Source organism: Planococcus halocryophilus (assembly GCF_022489025.1).
In the GTDB taxonomy this organism is placed as follows: Bacteria; Bacillota; Bacilli; order Bacillales_A; family Planococcaceae; genus Planococcus; species Planococcus halocryophilus_A.
Window position 1 is genome coordinate 134,807 of record NZ_JAKVTG010000002.1, and the last position, 15,707, is coordinate 150,513.

General features: G+C 37.8%; 21 protein-coding genes and 1 pseudogene. 12 read left to right on the forward strand and 10 right to left on the reverse strand.

What is annotated here, in order from left to right:
- Positions 1 to 14: 14 nt before the first annotated feature.
- Positions 15 to 737 (reverse strand): GntR family transcriptional regulator, encoded by a 723-nt coding sequence (locus MLE13_RS03545; RefSeq protein WP_240748087.1) that lies wholly within the window; start codon positions 735 to 737, stop codon positions 15 to 17.
- A gap of 140 nt (positions 738 to 877) precedes the next feature.
- On the opposite strand from MLE13_RS03545, the pseudogene MLE13_RS03550 reads away from it, so the two are divergent.
- Positions 878 to 1,132, forward strand: a pseudogene (locus MLE13_RS03550) (DNA/RNA non-specific endonuclease); the annotation flags it as partial.
- 4 nt (positions 1,133 to 1,136) lie between these two features.
- On the opposite strand, the gene MLE13_RS03555 reads toward MLE13_RS03550, so the two are convergent.
- Complete coding sequence (locus tag MLE13_RS03555; RefSeq protein WP_240748088.1) at positions 1,137 to 1,781, reverse strand: copper homeostasis protein CutC; 645 nt, start codon at positions 1,779 to 1,781, stop codon at positions 1,137 to 1,139.
- Positions 1,782 to 2,130: 349 nt separating this feature from the next.
- Here MLE13_RS03555 and MLE13_RS03560 point away from each other — a divergent pair, with 349 nt between their 5' ends.
- From MLE13_RS03560 to MLE13_RS03570, 3 genes are all read left to right on the forward strand, one after another.
- Positions 2,131 to 2,469: a hypothetical protein gene (locus tag MLE13_RS03560; RefSeq protein ID WP_240748089.1), complete on the forward strand. Its 339-nt coding sequence runs from the start codon at positions 2,131 to 2,133 to the stop codon at positions 2,467 to 2,469.
- Positions 2,470 to 2,544: 75 nt separating this feature from the next.
- Positions 2,545 to 3,108 (forward strand): GNAT family N-acetyltransferase, encoded by a 564-nt coding sequence (locus tag MLE13_RS03565; RefSeq protein ID WP_240748090.1) that lies wholly within the window; start codon positions 2,545 to 2,547, stop codon positions 3,106 to 3,108.
- Positions 3,105 to 3,752, forward strand: a complete 648-nt coding sequence (locus MLE13_RS03570; protein ID WP_240748091.1) for a hypothetical protein — start codon at positions 3,105 to 3,107, stop codon at positions 3,750 to 3,752. The genes MLE13_RS03565 and MLE13_RS03570 overlap by 4 nt, the downstream gene beginning before the upstream one ends.
- 59 nt (positions 3,753 to 3,811) lie before the next feature.
- Here the strand turns inward: MLE13_RS03570 and MLE13_RS03575 are convergent, their stop codons facing one another.
- Positions 3,812 to 4,096, reverse strand: coding sequence for an AbrB/MazE/SpoVT family DNA-binding domain-containing protein (locus tag MLE13_RS03575; RefSeq protein ID WP_240748092.1), 285 nt, complete (start codon positions 4,094 to 4,096; stop codon positions 3,812 to 3,814).
- Between the two features lie 387 nt (positions 4,097 to 4,483).
- On the opposite strand from MLE13_RS03575, the gene MLE13_RS03580 reads away from it, so the two are divergent.
- The 8 genes from MLE13_RS03580 to MLE13_RS03615 all read left to right on the forward strand — a co-directional run bounded on the left by MLE13_RS03580 (position 4,484) and on the right by MLE13_RS03615 (position 9,223).
- Complete coding sequence (locus MLE13_RS03580; RefSeq protein WP_240748093.1) at positions 4,484 to 4,885, forward strand: DUF4362 domain-containing protein; 402 nt, start codon at positions 4,484 to 4,486, stop codon at positions 4,883 to 4,885.
- A 64-nt stretch (positions 4,886 to 4,949) separates the two neighbouring features.
- Positions 4,950 to 5,246: a hypothetical protein gene (locus MLE13_RS03585; protein ID WP_240748094.1), complete on the forward strand. Its 297-nt coding sequence runs from the start codon at positions 4,950 to 4,952 to the stop codon at positions 5,244 to 5,246.
- A gap of 123 nt (positions 5,247 to 5,369) precedes the next feature.
- The gene (locus MLE13_RS03590; protein WP_240748095.1) at positions 5,370 to 6,113 is read left to right on the forward strand and encodes an SDR family NAD(P)-dependent oxidoreductase; all 744 of its coding nucleotides are present in this window, start codon (positions 5,370 to 5,372) and stop codon (positions 6,111 to 6,113) included.
- A gap of 36 nt (positions 6,114 to 6,149) precedes the next feature.
- On the forward strand, positions 6,150 to 6,380 hold the full coding sequence (locus tag MLE13_RS03595; RefSeq protein ID WP_240748096.1) for a hypothetical protein: 231 nt from the start codon (positions 6,150 to 6,152) through the stop codon (positions 6,378 to 6,380).
- A gap of 201 nt (positions 6,381 to 6,581) precedes the next feature.
- On the forward strand, positions 6,582 to 7,115 hold the full coding sequence (locus MLE13_RS03600) for a DUF6773 family protein (RefSeq protein WP_240748097.1): 534 nt from the start codon (positions 6,582 to 6,584) through the stop codon (positions 7,113 to 7,115).
- Positions 7,102 to 7,302: a helix-turn-helix transcriptional regulator gene (locus MLE13_RS03605; protein WP_240748098.1), complete on the forward strand. Its 201-nt coding sequence runs from the start codon at positions 7,102 to 7,104 to the stop codon at positions 7,300 to 7,302. Before MLE13_RS03600 ends, MLE13_RS03605 begins: the two co-directional genes overlap by 14 nt.
- Positions 7,303 to 7,365: 63 nt before the next feature.
- Complete coding sequence (locus MLE13_RS03610; protein WP_276323810.1) at positions 7,366 to 7,653, forward strand: SDR family NAD(P)-dependent oxidoreductase; 288 nt, start codon at positions 7,366 to 7,368, stop codon at positions 7,651 to 7,653.
- 610 nt (positions 7,654 to 8,263) lie between these two features.
- On the forward strand, positions 8,264 to 9,223 hold the full coding sequence (locus tag MLE13_RS03615) for a patatin-like phospholipase family protein (RefSeq protein ID WP_240748099.1): 960 nt from the start codon (positions 8,264 to 8,266) through the stop codon (positions 9,221 to 9,223).
- Between the two features lie 124 nt (positions 9,224 to 9,347).
- On the opposite strand, the gene MLE13_RS03620 is transcribed toward MLE13_RS03615, so the two are convergent.
- From MLE13_RS03620 to MLE13_RS03650, 7 genes are all read right to left on the reverse strand, one after another.
- The gene (locus tag MLE13_RS03620; RefSeq protein WP_240748100.1) at positions 9,348 to 9,650 is read right to left on the reverse strand and encodes a TIGR04104 family putative zinc finger protein; all 303 of its coding nucleotides are present in this window, start codon (positions 9,648 to 9,650) and stop codon (positions 9,348 to 9,350) included.
- A 4-nt stretch (positions 9,651 to 9,654) separates the two neighbouring features.
- Entirely contained in the window at positions 9,655 to 9,930 is a 276-nt protein-coding gene (locus MLE13_RS03625; protein WP_240748101.1) for a hypothetical protein, read from the reverse strand.
- A 379-nt stretch (positions 9,931 to 10,309) separates the two neighbouring features.
- Positions 10,310 to 11,215: a glycine betaine ABC transporter substrate-binding protein gene (locus MLE13_RS03630; protein WP_240748102.1), complete on the reverse strand. Its 906-nt coding sequence runs from the start codon at positions 11,213 to 11,215 to the stop codon at positions 10,310 to 10,312.
- A gap of 30 nt (positions 11,216 to 11,245) precedes the next feature.
- Positions 11,246 to 11,983: an ABC transporter permease gene (locus tag MLE13_RS03635; protein ID WP_240748103.1), complete on the reverse strand. Its 738-nt coding sequence runs from the start codon at positions 11,981 to 11,983 to the stop codon at positions 11,246 to 11,248.
- A gap of 4 nt (positions 11,984 to 11,987) precedes the next feature.
- Positions 11,988 to 12,980, reverse strand: coding sequence for an ABC transporter ATP-binding protein (locus MLE13_RS03640; protein ID WP_240748104.1), 993 nt, complete (start codon positions 12,978 to 12,980; stop codon positions 11,988 to 11,990).
- 18 nt (positions 12,981 to 12,998) lie between these two features.
- A complete protein-coding gene (locus MLE13_RS03645; protein ID WP_240748105.1) occupies positions 12,999 to 13,652 on the reverse strand; it encodes an ABC transporter permease in 654 nt (217 codons plus the stop codon).
- 1,128 nt (positions 13,653 to 14,780) lie between these two features.
- Positions 14,781 to 15,590: a tryptophan-rich sensory protein gene (locus MLE13_RS03650; RefSeq protein WP_240748106.1), complete on the reverse strand. Its 810-nt coding sequence runs from the start codon at positions 15,588 to 15,590 to the stop codon at positions 14,781 to 14,783.
- Positions 15,591 to 15,707 lie beyond the last annotated feature (117 nt).

Consider the following 15,707-nt stretch of genomic DNA (forward strand, 5'->3'; position numbering starts at 1 on the left):
TGAAAGTGAGAATATCAAGTCAGATCTAACTCTACAAAGTATTTCTCTTTATCTTGTTTCATGACAAATTTTGAATACTCAACAGCTTCATTGGTAGTTGAATAAGTAATTCGCTCCCAAACAAATAGTGGCGTATTTAAACGCACACCTATCAATGACATTTCTTTTTCATTCGCTACGGCTGCGGAAAAATAGTTTTTTGAACGAGAAAGAGAAATCCCACATGTGTTTTTCAGCACATCATAAATGAAGATATCTTTATTGGGTGGTTCTTCTAACGCAGGCCAAATATTTTGCGGTATATACGTATATTCCAGCGAAACATTTTCTCCTGCATCATAACCAATTCGCTCTAAATAAACGAATTTTGTTTCCGGTGGTAAATTGAGTTTCTTTGCAATCGCTGGATAAGTTTGTTGAAACTTACTTGTAAGTAAATCATGAGAGCTGATTGTTTCTTCGTTCATACGAATAAACTCTGACTTATGAATATTTTTTTCTTGAGGCAACTTAGTTACAAAGGTTCCACGTCCACGTTGTCGTATAAGAAGACCTTTATCAACTAAATTCATAACAGCTCGTTTTACTGTGATGTTACTGACATCATAAGTATTTGCGAGTTCATTTTCAGTTGGAATTTGAAAGCCTTCATCCCAAGCTCCGGTAAGAATCTTGTCTTCTAAAATAACCTCTACTTGCGAGTAGAGAGGAGTTGTTGCTGCTTTATCAATTTTCATGCATCCCACCCTCTATTCATTGAATATAATATTATAACTATTCAGTTACTATATTCAATAAATTATATATTGTAAAGCTTTTTTTAATTTTTTATGCAAAAGTTTTTTTTATTTAGTGATTCATTTCTATGCTATCTTTTAATGAGATCGTTAATATTTTCAATAATGTGAACCCCAGTGAAGTAAACGCATCCCTCGGTTTAACAGACAGCGAACCGACAGAGTCCAGTAGTCCAACAACAACCGAAGATGTTTCGAGTGTGGATACAAACGACAATGGACAAGTGACGATTGCAGAAGCCAAAGCAGCCGGTTTTAGTATGCCAATTATGCGTGATCATTGGTTATATCCGCATATGCGAGATAATGACAATGATGGTATGGTCGGCGAGTGATTTTTTAACTTGCGAATAGCACTCTACTTTTTTGAACGCCGCTCCCAAAATGATACTCATCAGATTTCACATTTTGATGAATTTCTTCTATATTTGTCGAAGTTAATCCACCCCCACAAAGTATAGCCGGTCCCTCCGTCTCTTTTGATAATTCGACTAACTTTCGTAACTCATGCTTCCCTTTCAAACAATCCACCTGACCACCAGAAGTTAAAATCCGGTTCACCTGTTTTTTGTAGTTTGCTAATACTTTGTATGCGCTCAACTGATTGTCAATTTCATCAAACGCACGATGGAACGTGATATCGAGTTGATCGGAAACTGCGATAATTTTTTCTAATGCATTTTCATCTACCGTGTAATCCTTTGTTAAAGCTCCAAACACGATTCCACGACCACCTAAATTCAATACATTTTTGAAGTCTTCGATGATTGTGTTCACTTCTGAATCGGTATAGAAAAAGTCTCGACTGTGAGGACGGATCATCACTTGAACCGGTATCGTGACACTGTTTAAAACTTGCTTGATTTTCTCAAAATTTGGCGTTAACCCTCCTTCATTGATTGCCGAGACAAGCTCTAACCTTTCCGCTCCCAATTTTTCTGCTTCTATTGCTTCCTGTTCATTTTGCACAATAACTTCTATCATCTTTTTTCATTTCCTTTCAGATTGGGCGATTTCCGCCCGAGTCTTTTCACTCTTGCTATAGGCTTTATACATTTCTTTATTTCTTAACTCAGTTTTTTCCATAGGATAAATAAGGCATTGCTAAGGTGGTTCTCTAAGTACTCCCTCATTACTGTGTTCACTCCTAGCGACTCAAGGGGTACGGAAAAACCCAACTTATTTCCAAGGGAATTTTGGTCATTATGATGAAATAAATTCTTAGCTTTTTGTATTTCCTTCCTTTATTTTCATAATGAAGTGGTATATTTACAGTAAGAAACCTAAATAGGTCAGATGGTCAAGTAGTTTTCAAATAGGAGATGTCATAAACATGAATTTTGATTTAGGAAATGGTGTTACTCTTCATTTACCCGCTCTACACATTACGATTAGCGCCATTATCATTATTGTCCTTTTAGTTAGATGGAGCAAACAGCTCGAAACACGCCGCTTTACAATTTTCTTTTATTTTTTAATTAGTGCTTATATCTTTCCGCTTTATACACGAAGTACGGAAAATGGCGTTTTTGAATTATGGTTTCCTATCGGATTTCTTTTTATAATGGCTTATCTGTATAGCAGTAAACGGTATCATCCCGTTAAATTAAAAGCGAGTGCTTTAGGATTTTGCGTAGCGATCTATCAACTGGTTTTTCAATACTTTGGATAGGTTTGTAGAGTGCGATTGTTGAGTAAAGCTTAAGAAATTGGACAGCTATAAAATTTAAGAAGGTGGAGATCCATCGTGAAAAACAAGTTTCCAGTTATTGAAACAGATAGATTAATTTTAAGAGAGGTAGTAAAAGAAGATGCAGCGGATATGTTCCGCTATTTATCTGATAAAGATGTGATGAAACATATGGGGCTGAAAACTTTTAAGACGGAAAATGAGGCACTCGATGAAATCGGCTGGTACCAAACCATATTTACAGAGGCCACAGGAATTAGATGGGGAATCACTCTTAAAGAAGAAGGAAAAGTTATTGGCAGTTGTGGTTTTTTTAATATGCACCCCGAGCATTCCCGAACGGAGATTGGTTATGAATTGAACAAAGACTATTGGAGCAAAGGGATTGCCAGTGAAGCATTGGAAGCGGTAATTGGTTATGGGTTTCAATACTTCCAATTAGAACGAATTGAAGCATTAGTTGAGCCTGCTAACTCCGCTTCACTAAAATTGTTAGATAAAAATGGATTTACACAAGAAGGGTTATTAAGGCATTATGAGTTTACTTGTGGTAAATTCGATGATTTGTACATGTACTCTATATTAAGAAGTGACCTCATAAATAAAGGAGAATTTGAATGACAATAGCGGTATCTACCGAAAAAAGTCCAATCTATTTGAAATCTTATCTGTTATTTATTGGATTGGGATTGATCGCTGGTGTAATAACTAGATTGTCAGACTTTTTTCCGAATGATGATCTATGGAGCTTTAGTTCAATAGCCACTTTGTTTGGCTTTTGGATGCTAACAGTCACATTAGTTATCTACTTTAGTACATCAAATATAAATGCTGCTATTAATGTGTTTTTGTACTTATTGAGCATGAACTTCGCTTTTTACTTTTTAAAATATGTACTCGGTTTCTTCTTTCCTATTTTCGCAAACGGAGGAACATTTCAATGGAATCTTTTCATGCTGTACAACATCATCGCCTTAGTATGCAGTGCTATTAGTTATGTACTTTACTATTGGAACAAGGAGAGCAAATTGAGTAACTTTTTGTATGCACTACCAGTAAGCGGTTTGGCTGCGGAAACAATTGGCGTAGGGATGTACTTATATCACCATCATACTTTTTTGTTTCAATTCATTTTCGATTTTTTTAGTTTCTTATTATTAGGATTCTGGTTTTATCAAAAAACGAAAAACAAAATAATTTATTCATTAACCCTTGTTGCAATAACACCAATAGGTTATTACTTCTTTTATTACCCTTTTCTATGAGTGATTTTATTTGAAATTTGTTAAGTATTGAAAAAAGAGTAGCTAGGTGGGCTACTCTCTTATGTGTTTACTTTAGCTTTTTTGTTTTGCAGCTCATGCAAGAGAACGCGCGCACCCTCTAGACTTAATGTGAGTCCCGGCGCAAATTCTTTATTTTCCGCTAACACTTCACCTGTCACTAAACAAGCACCCGCGGCTTGGGATTTCCTTAACATAATCACGTCTTCTTCTACTAAAATCTCCACTGGATCTCCAACGTTTATCTCCATTCCTCTTCTCAGTTCTTTCGGAATGACGATGCGTCCAAGTGGGTCGGTGTTTCTTACGATTCCTGTAGTTTTCATGGTTCGACTCTCCTTTTAATACATACATGTTTTGGTCAAATTCATTTCGTGACAAGCATCAACTAGTATTTCTTGAATGCCTGATTTGCTTTTAGTATTCGTGGTATTCAAAACTTCTACCAAAAAGAACGTACGTTCCTATCATATCATTTAATCTCTACTTTTACTCATGAAATTTAGTGAAAAAACCGAAGAAATCAATACCTTTCCAAACCTCTTTCATCTGTTATGAATTTTCTACTTCCTTCTTATTTATATTTGTTTCTTTACTAAAAACAGTGAAACAAAAGCAAAGCTGACTCGTACTAAGGTTATAGGCATCAAAAAACGGTTCAATTTTTACTAAAGGTGGTAAATCTATCCCCTATTCAAAAGGAGGTTACGGTATTGCGAAAAATTTTACTGGTAATTTTATTGGCCATTTTCTTAAGCGCGTGTAACCCTGTTATGGATACCGACATTGTATTCGAGCAAGGGGAAATCATAACTAATTCGGAGAAATTTGAAGCATTTACCGAAAATCTTAAAAATGAAAAAGAAGATAACATACGTATTGTCCAAAGAACGATAGAAGGCGATCCGATTTTTGATACGTTAGATTATAATGGCGAAAATATTACGTATACGCACGATAATTCCCATGATGAATTTGCAGACTCATCTAAAGGAACACAAAGTGGGACTTGCGAAAACCTAGACAGTGAACAAAGTGAAAACGGAAGAATATATCGCCTAAGTGGCTGTTCTTCTGAAATTGGAAAGTATTTTAGCCTTGAAGTTTTAGAGTAACTTTTAATGAGCAAAGAAATATTAATAAATTTTAGAGAAAATCATAGTTAGGAGGAAAGATAAGATGTTCAAAAATCATATTACCGGATTGGGAATTATTTCGATCATATTAGCAATCATAGGATTGATTTTACTGTTTTCGAGTGCTTCTTTTGGAATTTCGTTAGGAAACTCTTGGCTGACCGGTCAAGTAGATGGTATTGCTGATACGAGCAATTACGTGATGGTGATGGAAACGTATACTAACGCCTTTCTCATTACCGGAGGGATTTTATTTGCTGCAGGTTTGGTCACAGCTATACTTACTTATTTCACTGCCTTATTTTTGGGTGTTAAAGCTCCGCCTGAACAGGAAAAGTAAAAGTGAGCTAGTGGTTATTCTAGTTCTAGGGATTTATTTAATAAACGTTTAAAAAAGAGTAGCTTCGGCTGCTCTTTTTTGGTGAAATTTCTTTATGTTATATTGATAGAAAGGAGTGGTTCCATGCCCAATTTAACGAATAACGTCATTCTTGTCACTGGAGCTAATCGAGGTCAAGGACAGGCAATTGCCGAGCACCTTACTACATTAGGCGCCACAGTCGGAGTTGGTGCTCGGAATTACGACGAAGCTAAAAGAGTCGCTGAGATGATTGGCGAACGTGCCTTCCCGGTTCAGTTAGATGTTACAAAAGAGTCGGAGTGGCAATCAGCGGTTGAAACGATGGTCAATAAATTCGGCAAACTGGATGTATTAGTGAATAATGCTGGCGCACTGACGCGCAAATCGTTTCGAGAGACAACGCTTGATGATTTCCAACAATTGATCAATGTTAATCAACTCGGTGTTTTTCTTGGCATGCAAGCAGTACTTCCGCAAATGGAAAAGCAGCGAAAAGGTTCGATTGTAAACAACATCTCGATTTCTGCTTTTTCTCCAATTGCCAAATCAGCCGCTTATGCAGCAACAAAAGCATCTGTCGTGGCCATGTCTAAAGTGGCTGCTATTGAACTCGGTTCACTCGGAATCCGAGTAAATATGGTCCATCCAGGCGGAATCGAAACGGACATGGCAACTGGAGGCGAAGCTGTTCCTGCCTTTTACGATTCTGTTCCATTAGGGCGTATTGGCCAACCCATTGAAATCGCAAAAGCAGTCGCCTTTCTCGCTTCTGACGACAGCTCTTATTGTACGGGCACGGAGATTGTTGTCGATGGTGGGATGACGCTTGGGGTTGCGGATGAGTGAGCACTTGTAAATTAAAATAGAAAGGATGACCGTTTCATGTTATGGATACTTACGCAAAATAAACAAAGCTTAATGAATGTAAGAGACGTTTCTGTAAAAGGAAAGCATATTGTAGGATTTATAGAAAGTAGCTTATTGGACCAATGGAATAAAACTATGGGCAAATACGAATCTACTGATAGAGCAATTGAAGTATTGAACGAAATTTTCACGAAAATTGAAGAAAGTAATGGCACTGCTATTACTTTTACTATGCCTCAAAAATAAGAGTTGAATTGAAGTATGTGGTTGTATAGCAAACTTTTGATTAGAGTGGCTCTAGCCACTCTTTTTTATTTTAAGAAGAAAACTTTTTTACCTAATATATATACCTAAAAGATTATTTTATAACACATTTTGACATATATATATTGCATTTACTTTTTTTATTTGGTATATTTATTTCAAATAGAACAGGGGGCGTATTATATGAGGTTTTATAAAAAAACGAAATTTGAAGATGAACGTCTTACAAATATCAAAAACAAGATTTATGCAGAAGTTTATATTTTAATTATCGTATTTCTCAGTATTTCAATTGTGTTAAAGTATTTTATTTATAACCTTGGTGCGCAAAGTATCACTACTGAATTAATCATTCTTTTCGTGAGCGGCATTTATTCTGCTTACCGATCTACGAAGCTAGGTTTGTTTTCTGCTGAAATTGAAATGCATGACCGCAAAAGTAAGTGGTCTAGACAAAAGAAAAATCTGTTCGCTAGCATCATCCTTGGCGTTGGTATCGCTCTTTTCTTCGGGATAAACAGTGCAGTTCAGTATGCAGAAGGAACGCTTCAAAGTATTCATTACTTCTTATTGACCACTCTTGTCTCGTTAATGATGTACTTACCATTTTTCCTCATTTTCTTCGTTCTCGGAAATGAAGTTCTCAAAAAAAACAGCGAAAACTCTATAAACAAAATGTTCGATGATGAGTCTGGTGATTCCGATGAAAAATATTAAACTCAAAATGGCAAGGACTGAACATGATTTGTCCCAGGCCGACCTAGCCGATAAAATCGGCGTATCTCGCCAAACAATCGGACTCATTGAATTGGGTAAATACAACCCGACCTTAACTCTTTGTCTAGCTATTTGTCATACCTTAGGCAAAACATTGGATGATTTATTTTGGCAAGAACCTGAATGAGATGCGATTTTAATAAACTCTTGACCATTTTTTCATTAATAAAAACCAGCCACGAAGTCTCTTTTGAACCGCACCCTAAATGGTAGACACTTAAAAAAAGTTACTTCTTTAGGGTGCGGTTCACTCGGAATCCGAGTAAATATGGTCCACCCAGGCGGAATCGAAACTGACATGGCCACTGGCGGCAAAGCCGTTCCTGCCTTTTACGATTCTGTCCCCTTAGGTCGTATTGGCCAACCCATTGAAATCGCAAAAGCAGTCGCCTTTCTCGCTTCTGACGACAGCTCTTATTGTACGGGCACGGAGATTGTTGTCGATGGTGGGATGACGCTTGGGGTTGCGGATGAGTGAGTGTCCCCCGACTATGAGTGGACTAAAAGCTCTCATACAATAAATGAGTTTTGAAAGATTGCGTGATCTTTTATTTCTTATGCCGCTAATCACGAATTGAATAGAGAAAAATTTTATTACTAATGACTTTCTGGTGATGCCGCTACGATATTAACTTTTTGTACTTGTATCACGACGTTTTTTTCCATATATTTGGATATACTGTCCGAATTAGTCGAAATACTGTCCGATTTGTCTTAAATACTGTCCAAATTGAACTGAATACTGTCCAAATCAACTCATTTACTAGCGAACGAAATTTTTCAGAGGTCAATCAAGTTTTCTATAAAGAGATTCCCATTCAAAACAGCCACAGATACCTCTTCTCGAGAGATTTTGTGGCTATTTTCATTCGACAACTACTCTTATACGTTCTTTCTTATTTTATAAACCCTTATAGTTGTCTTAATTAATAGAATAAAATGATAATTAAATGACATTTTAGTGAATTTATTGTATAATTCCTCTAACTATTTATAAGCACGGTATGTGATCCATGAGTAGAAATTAAAAAGCTATCAAGTCAGTTATGGAATTTTGGTTATCTGCACTTCGAAAAGGAGGAGTAACCATGAAGAAAATACTCTCTATTGATGGCGGAGGCGTGCGCGGCGTAATCCCTGCACTTGTCTTAGCAGAAATTGAAAAACGTACAGGCAAACCCATCTCCGAGCTTTTTGACTTAATTGCGGGTACCTCGACGGGCGGGCTTCTTACTTTGGGTCTTGTGAGCCCAAATAAAAATGCGACCGCCATGTATACGGCACGGGAACTGGTGCAGTTGTATGAAAATGAACGCAAAGTGATTTTTGCTAATTCGTTTGAACACCGACTCCTTTCACTTGGGGGACTCGTGGATGAGCGCTATCCTTCAACAGGAGCTGAATCTGTATTTCAGAAATATTTTGGTGAAACAAAACTTTCTGAAGCTTTGACGGACGTCATTATTACAAGCTACGAAATTGAAACCCGTACTTCTTGGTTTTTTAAAAGTAGGAAAGCCAAAATGAAAGATCAACAAAATCGAGATGCCTTTATGAAGGACATTGCGAGAGCAACTTCTGCAGCTCCAAGCTATTTCGAACCAAAGCAAATCAAAATGCACGACACATTTAGTTTTATTGATGGTGGTGTCTTTGCAAACAATCCCGCTATGTGTGCTTATGTTGAAGCTAAATGTACTTATTTAAACGAGGAAAACTTTTTAGTCGTTTCTTTAGGAACTGGAGAACAGCAAGATCCCATTTTATATAAAGATGCAAAAGATTGGGGTCTTGCCGAATGGGCCGGCCCCTTATTGAATGTTGTATTTGATGGAGTCAGTGATACGGTTGATTACCAGCTTAAAAACCTTTTACCCCATCAAGAGGGTTTTGAGCGATATTATCGTTTCCAAACAAATCTAAATACAGTGAGTGACAAACTGGATGACTCCTCAGATGAAAATTTCAAAGCATTGGTTGATTTAGCGAAAGATTTGATTGTACGGAATGACCTACAGATTACGGCTTTATGTGAGCAGTTAAAATAAATTTTGTTTACTACATGAAAATGGCGCTGCTAGTGAGCGCTTTTTCTTTTTGAATTGTTGGGGAAGTGACAAGAGCATGGCTTGAGTGAATTCAAGCCATGCTCTTTTTCGCATATTCTTTTGTTCAATTTAATGTTTTTTCATCGCTTGAAAGATTGAATGTAAAGGGATAAATTATCAAAAATATAATAACTAATACAACAGCGAACATAAGAACTTGTGGCACGCTAATGTCAAAGATCATACCAACAGTGATAATAAGAAATGCAGGTAAAAAGTTCAGTATAGCTGTTGCAGGTTTAGACTTAACTACAATGTATTGAGTAGTTCCGCAATAAGGGCAGTTAGCTTTATTAGTTAATTTAAACGTATTTGAAACTATTTTTTTCCACGGCCATTTTTGACCACAATTTTCACAAGTTGGCATGATTTCACTCCTCCTTAAATTCATTTTCTCGATTAGCTGTTTGCATATAGCGAGTAAAGTAAGCACCGGAGATTAGCAATGCCACGGTTAGCGCCATAGTGAACACACCAAGAAAGTTTAACCAATAGCCGGCTAAGTTAACGACACTGATTAGTAAAAAACAAATCGCTGGCACACTACTTTTGAGATCTGTATTGGTTGTTTCTTTCGTTTTTATGATTTTATTGATTGAAATGCCTAATGCCACGATTGCTAGTAAAGTGAATATGATTGGCCACAAAATAGCACCTCCCTTTATTTCCTATAGCTGTATTTACGAGTCGAATGAAGAGAAGTTTCGGATTTTGTAGAGGTTTTATTGCTAGAAACTCTATATGTGGTGTGAAATTCTTTTGCAATCAACGCTTTCTACTTATTTCACGTGGTTTTTTCCAGTTAATTGGATATACTGTCGAGTTTAATAGAAATACTGTCCGTTTCACAGCAAATACTGTCCAAATGAGGATGAATACTGTCCAAATCACACCATTTACTAGCGAATGAAGTTTTTGCAAGATCAATTTAAAGTCCGGACACAGTTCGCTGTAAAACCTTACCTATTTATCCACAAAAAAGCACTCCGTTTAGAACTCTAGATCAGCTCTAAACGGAGTGCTTTGTTACTCTTCTTCCAAAAAGTCATTTTCAACAAGCCAGTCGTAAGCAACTACAGAAACACTTTGCCCTTCAATGTCGACGAGATAATTTAGTTCTCTCATAATGTCACTGTTTAGGCTTTCTGCCAAACGAGCAGTAATTTCTTCAATTTCGGGATATTTTTCAAATACCTCTTGATTGATCGCGACGGCTGCTCGGTACGGTGGAAAGAATCGTTGGTCGTCTTCTAACACTACTAAGTCATAGTTTCTGATTGTAGCGTCTGTTTCAAAGGCTACTGAAACGTCAACTTGCTCGTTGTTCAATGTTCTTTGCGTCAACCCTAAGTCCATTTGACGCACTTGGCCAGAACCAAATTCAAAACCATATGTCTCTTCTACGCCTGGCAAACCGTCTGTACGATTCGCAAACTCGGCATCGGCAGCCATCGTCAACTCTCCAGGATTTTCATTAATATAGTCCGAAAGATCACTGATGGATTTGATGCCGAGCTCTTCTGACTGCTCACTTCTCATGGCAAGCGCATAGGTGTTGTTGACACCCGACATATTCATCCAGTGGATATCGTTTTTGATATCATTTTCTTTTACCTTTTCAAAAGCAGCATCGGGGTCAGCGATGGATTCTTCGCCCATATACGTAATGAGTGCCGTTCCTGTGTATTCCCACATCATGTCTACTTGGCCGTTTTCTAGCGCTGAGCGAACGACACTACTGCCGAGGTTGTTCATTTGGTTGACTTTAAAGCCTTCATCTACTAATAAGAACGCCGTCATCTCTGACAGTAAGTATTGTTCCGTATAGTTTTTGCCCCCTACCGTCACTTCTTTTCCGGTCACGCCTATTCCTGAACAGGCCGACAAGATCACCGCAGTAATCAGCAGAGGGATCAGTTTGAGTAAGTTCATAACAAATTTCGATACCTCCTATCCTTATCGCTAAGCTTTCTCAATACGCCTTGATCCTTTTGGCACGACGATATATTCGATTTTACGTAAAATATAATCAGCTAAAATCGCCAATAAAGTCACAGGGATAGCTCCGGAAATTAGGAAGCCGTTATCAAATAAGTTTATCCCGGTAAAGATCCAAACGCCAAGTCCACCTGCTCCAACCACATAAGCTAAAGCTGCTGTACCAATATTCAAGACAACAGCCGTCCGGATGCCGGCAAGAATGGAGTAAGCCGAATTAGGAAGTTCGACGCGAAATAAAATCTGATGGGGTTTCATCCCCATCCCTTTTGCCGCATCGATCATGTTCTTATCAATAGAGTCGATGCCTGCTACTGTGTTTCTGAAAATTGGCAGAATCGAATAAATAAACAGCGCAAAAACGGCAGATTTAAAACCGATACCTAAAATACTAATCATCAATGCCAGAACTGCTAGACTGGGAATCGTTTGCCCCAAATTGGCGACATTGGAAACCAGCCATTCGGCTTTTTTGAATTTGGGTCTAGTGATGAGAATGCCCGCTGGTACTGCTACCAAAATGGCGAGAATTGAAGAGACCAGTACTAAAACAATATGCTGCCTCAGCAACACCAAAAATGTTCCTGATTGAGTAAAGATGTAGTCAAAATAACTATTGGCAATCGCCCAAATGAAAAATGTGGCGACCAATGCATAAAGCGTGTATTTGACAATATTGCCTATCCATTTTTTACGGTTCACCGAATCACCCTTCCTGAGATGCGGACATTTTCCCTTTTATTTCGAAATGCAGGTATTTTTGCACAAGATCGATTGTAATCGTGCCAATATTTTCATCCTGATCGTTTTTCACAACTACTTGATCTGCTTCTTGATTCATCAGCATGGACAACGTATTGCGTAAATCTTGATGGATATTGATCGTTTTCGTATCTTGAACCGATTCGTCAACCGGACCGAGTCCAATGATTGTTTGTAAATCTTCTACCGTGTGTAAACTTAAACTTTTAATGGCACGGTCTTTGCCAAAAAATTGAGAGACAAATTCATTTTTGGGATGTGACAGCATTTTTGAAGGTGTATCAAATTGCATAATTTCTCCGTTGCGCAAAAGTACGATTTTATCGGCCATTTTGATCGCTTCGTCGATATCATGGCTAACAAAAAGAATCGTTTTTTTCACTTCACGCTGAATCTGTAGAAACTCTTCTTGTATCTTGTCTCGAATAATTGGATCAAGTGCCCCAAATGGTTCATCCATCAACATAACCGGAGGGTCAGCCGCAAGTGCACGCACTACACCGATACGCTGCTGCTGGCCACCTGATAATTCATGCGGATAACGCTTGCCGTAGTCTTTAGCATCTAATCCAATCAGCTTCATCAAATATTCAAAGCGTTCTCGCTTTTCTTTTTTGCTCCATCCTAAAAGATCTGGAACGAGCATAACGTTTTCTTCAATTGTCATATTAGGAAAAAGCCCGTTACTTTGAATGACATAACCAATTTTCCTTCTCAATTCGATGGCATCTAAATCTTTGGAGTTTTCATTATTAATAATGATTTCGCCTTCTGAAATAGATTCCAACCGGTTGACCATTCGTAACAGCGTTGTTTTTCCACAGCCGGAAGGGCCGAGCAACACGACGATTTTTCCTTCTTCAACGGTAAAATCAACATCGTTGACAGCTACGATCTCTTCTCCGTATCGTTTTGTAACATTCTTAAATGAAATCATATGCTCACCTCTCTAGAGTTAATCGGTTAACGCTTTGATGGTAAAACGTTTTTGAATCAATAATAAGATGGAATCTGCAATGATGGCGAGTATCGCAACAGCGATAGAGCCACTGATGATCAAGTAATTGTCACCTCTGCTAATTCCTTGTGTAATTAAAACCCCGAGACCGCCAGCGCCGATATACGAAGCGATGACGGCTATCCCAATATTCATAATGACGGCCGTTCGTACGCCTGCCATAATAACGGGCATGGCATTTGGAATTTCGACACGTAACAAACGCTGATGCGTTTTCATGCCCATGCCAATCGCTGCATCGCGCATTTCTGGATTGACGTTTTTGATGCCGGTATACGTATTACGGATAATTGGCAGTTGTGAATACAATACGAGCGCAACAAAAGCTGGCACAAAGCCAATTCCTTGATTGATAAGAGAAAAAATAGGAATCATTACTCCAAAAAGTGCAATGCTAGGAATTGTTAATGTAATAGAAGCAATTTGAAGAACTGTGTCTGCTAGATACTGGTTCGTGGTCAAGTAAATACCGAGCGGAATACCAATTAAGAGTGCCACGACAATTGCTAGAGAAACTAGCACAGCGTGATCAATTGTTAGCTCTAAAATACGAGGAGCGTTTACCTCAAGAAACCGGAGCCACTTTTCCATTAAAACACCTCCCTTCTATGATCAGAAATTACTAGCTGAATTAGAACTTGATTCGACAGCTGTACTTGTTAAAAAGTATTAATCTTCTTTAAAAAAATAAGACGACTTAAGAGCACGGAAAACCCGCTGTACTCATAAGCAATCTAAGCCGTACTCTTTGAATATTCATGCATAATAATTGTCTTTATTTTTCGTAAATCCTAAACCATTCGAATTTTCTATTTATTTAACGCATAAAAAGACCTGTTAAATTGTTACTGTTGGGAAATTATGTTTCTTTGATATTTTTTTAAGTATAACATACTTTTCAGGGTCATTTTTTTACCGATAGGCTTCACACGGGTGATTCACCCACTTGTCAGTCCAATAAAAAAGGCTTCCGACCTTCCCGAAAGTCCTTTTTATTGGACTCAATTATTTATCTAATCCTATCGACTTTCTATACCCTTTCAAACAGGTTTTCTTAGAAGGGCTACCCATCTTCATCAGGCGGTGCCAGTTCGGATAAATAGGTGCCGGACGCGCGGTGGATTTGACCTGGCCATGTTCTTCTTGTGTTAGTTTTATTTCATACGAGGCGATGTGATTGGTTGATACATGTTAGAATATCTCTTCGTTAAACTCCTCTAACGTCAGTGTTTCTTTCATCTTTTTTATGATTTTATTAAGTAAGATGCCTAATGCTACGATTGCTAGTAAAGTGAACTTGATTAGTTACAAAAATAGCACATCCTTTCATTTCCTATATCCGTATTTACGAGTTAAATGAAGAGAAATTCCGGATTTTGTAGTGGTTTTATTGCCACAGATTTCGTATGTGATGTGAAATTCTTTTGAAATCAATGCTTTCTACTTATTTCACATGATTTATTTCCAGTTAATTGGATATACTGTCGAGTTTAATAGAAATACTGTCCGTTTCACAGCAAATACTGTCCAAATGGGAATGAATACTGTCCAAATCACACCATTTACTAGCGAATGAAGTTTTTGCGTGGTCAATTTAAAGTTGTGAATTAGTTTCCCCCATTAAAATCTGTCATAGATTGTCTAAAATAAAACCGAATTAAAACCAGCCACAAAAAGCTCTTTAAAAGAGACTTTGTGGCTGGTTTCATTTAATTACTTTTATTCATTGGTTTTCGGAAAAAGCCCTTTATCATTTTTAACAAACGTCCATGCACTCGCAATCAGCAATAAGACAATCCCGGCTACTAAAACTGCTTGAATCGTTGTTGCCATCGTTGCATCTAATACACCGCTCGCGTACGCGCTATAGATACCAAAAAAAGCCCATGCGATCGGAAGTGGAAATGCGGCGTTTTTGTATAGGGCCAAGTAGAAAAACACAAATCCAATAGCAACAAACAAAATGACGATTGTCCAAATCGAATCAGAAAATCCAAATCCGTCCCACTGTTGCTGCACTAAAAATAGAGATGTGTTAACGATTGTCGCGATAAAGACCCATGAGCTGTAAAGCGTAAAACTAATTCCTGCCAGCGTACTTGGAAATTCCGAGCGATTGTTCGTGATTCTTTTGACGATCAAGATTAATGAGAACAGTAGCCCCAAAATCAACAGCGTTGAAATCCCGAGTAGTTCGTATGAGAACACGATAATCCACGCCATATTGAATACAGCACTGGCGATAAATAAGGGCGACACCAATCGAATAAGCTTGCTTACATGTTGATTTTTTCGTTTAATAAAGAAATAAATTAATGTCACCAGCAGCAAGGTATAAATCACGCCCCAAATTGAAAACGTGAATGGTGCTGGGGAGATGAGCGTCATGTATTTGTCTGACAGATTTTTTTGACTCATGCCATTAAAAAATCCAGACGACCCCAGATAGTTCACCCCTAAAGTTAGGAAATAAAAAACTAAATTTAAAATGGAGAACAGCTTTGTGTTCTTGAGTGTTTTTTCATCCATGCGGATTGCGCCTCCTGATTTGTAGTTTTTATTTGACGAACAAGTCTTAAAAAAAGACTGCCAGCTTTTAAATGACTCGCAGTCTTTTTGGGTACTCATTATAGTATAAGAATTCCC

What these genes read in the sequence shown, in the direction of transcription:
- MLE13_RS03545 (WP_240748087.1), bottom strand. Translation starts at nt 737, where the DNA reads ATGAAAATTGATAAAGCAGCAACAACTCCTCTCTACTCGCAAGTAGAG.
- MLE13_RS03555 (WP_240748088.1), bottom strand. Translation starts at nt 1,781, where the DNA reads ATGATAGAAGTTATTGTGCAAAATGAACAGGAAGCAATAGAAGCAGAA.
- MLE13_RS03560 (WP_240748089.1), top strand. Translation starts at nt 2,131, where the DNA reads ATGAATTTTGATTTAGGAAATGGTGTTACTCTTCATTTACCCGCTCTA.
- MLE13_RS03570 (WP_240748091.1), top strand. Translation starts at nt 3,105, where the DNA reads ATGACAATAGCGGTATCTACCGAAAAAAGTCCAATCTATTTGAAATCT.
- MLE13_RS03575 (WP_240748092.1), bottom strand. Translation starts at nt 4,096, where the DNA reads ATGAAAACTACAGGAATCGTAAGAAACACCGACCCACTTGGACGCATC.
- MLE13_RS03585 (WP_240748094.1), top strand. Translation starts at nt 4,950, where the DNA reads ATGTTCAAAAATCATATTACCGGATTGGGAATTATTTCGATCATATTA.
- MLE13_RS03590 (WP_240748095.1), top strand. Translation starts at nt 5,370, where the DNA reads ATGCCCAATTTAACGAATAACGTCATTCTTGTCACTGGAGCTAATCGA.
- MLE13_RS03595 (WP_240748096.1), top strand. Translation starts at nt 6,150, where the DNA reads ATGTTATGGATACTTACGCAAAATAAACAAAGCTTAATGAATGTAAGA.
- MLE13_RS03600 (WP_240748097.1), top strand. Translation starts at nt 6,582, where the DNA reads ATGAGGTTTTATAAAAAAACGAAATTTGAAGATGAACGTCTTACAAAT.
- MLE13_RS03605 (WP_240748098.1), top strand. Translation starts at nt 7,102, where the DNA reads ATGAAAAATATTAAACTCAAAATGGCAAGGACTGAACATGATTTGTCC.
- MLE13_RS03615 (WP_240748099.1), top strand. Translation starts at nt 8,264, where the DNA reads ATGAAGAAAATACTCTCTATTGATGGCGGAGGCGTGCGCGGCGTAATC.
- MLE13_RS03620 (WP_240748100.1), bottom strand. Translation starts at nt 9,650, where the DNA reads ATGCCAACTTGTGAAAATTGTGGTCAAAAATGGCCGTGGAAAAAAATA.
- MLE13_RS03630 (WP_240748102.1), bottom strand. Translation starts at nt 11,215, where the DNA reads ATGAACTTACTCAAACTGATCCCTCTGCTGATTACTGCGGTGATCTTG.
- MLE13_RS03640 (WP_240748104.1), bottom strand. Translation starts at nt 12,980, where the DNA reads ATGATTTCATTTAAGAATGTTACAAAACGATACGGAGAAGAGATCGTA.
- MLE13_RS03645 (WP_240748105.1), bottom strand. Translation starts at nt 13,652, where the DNA reads ATGGAAAAGTGGCTCCGGTTTCTTGAGGTAAACGCTCCTCGTATTTTA.
- MLE13_RS03650 (WP_240748106.1), bottom strand. Translation starts at nt 15,590, where the DNA reads ATGGATGAAAAAACACTCAAGAACACAAAGCTGTTCTCCATTTTAAAT.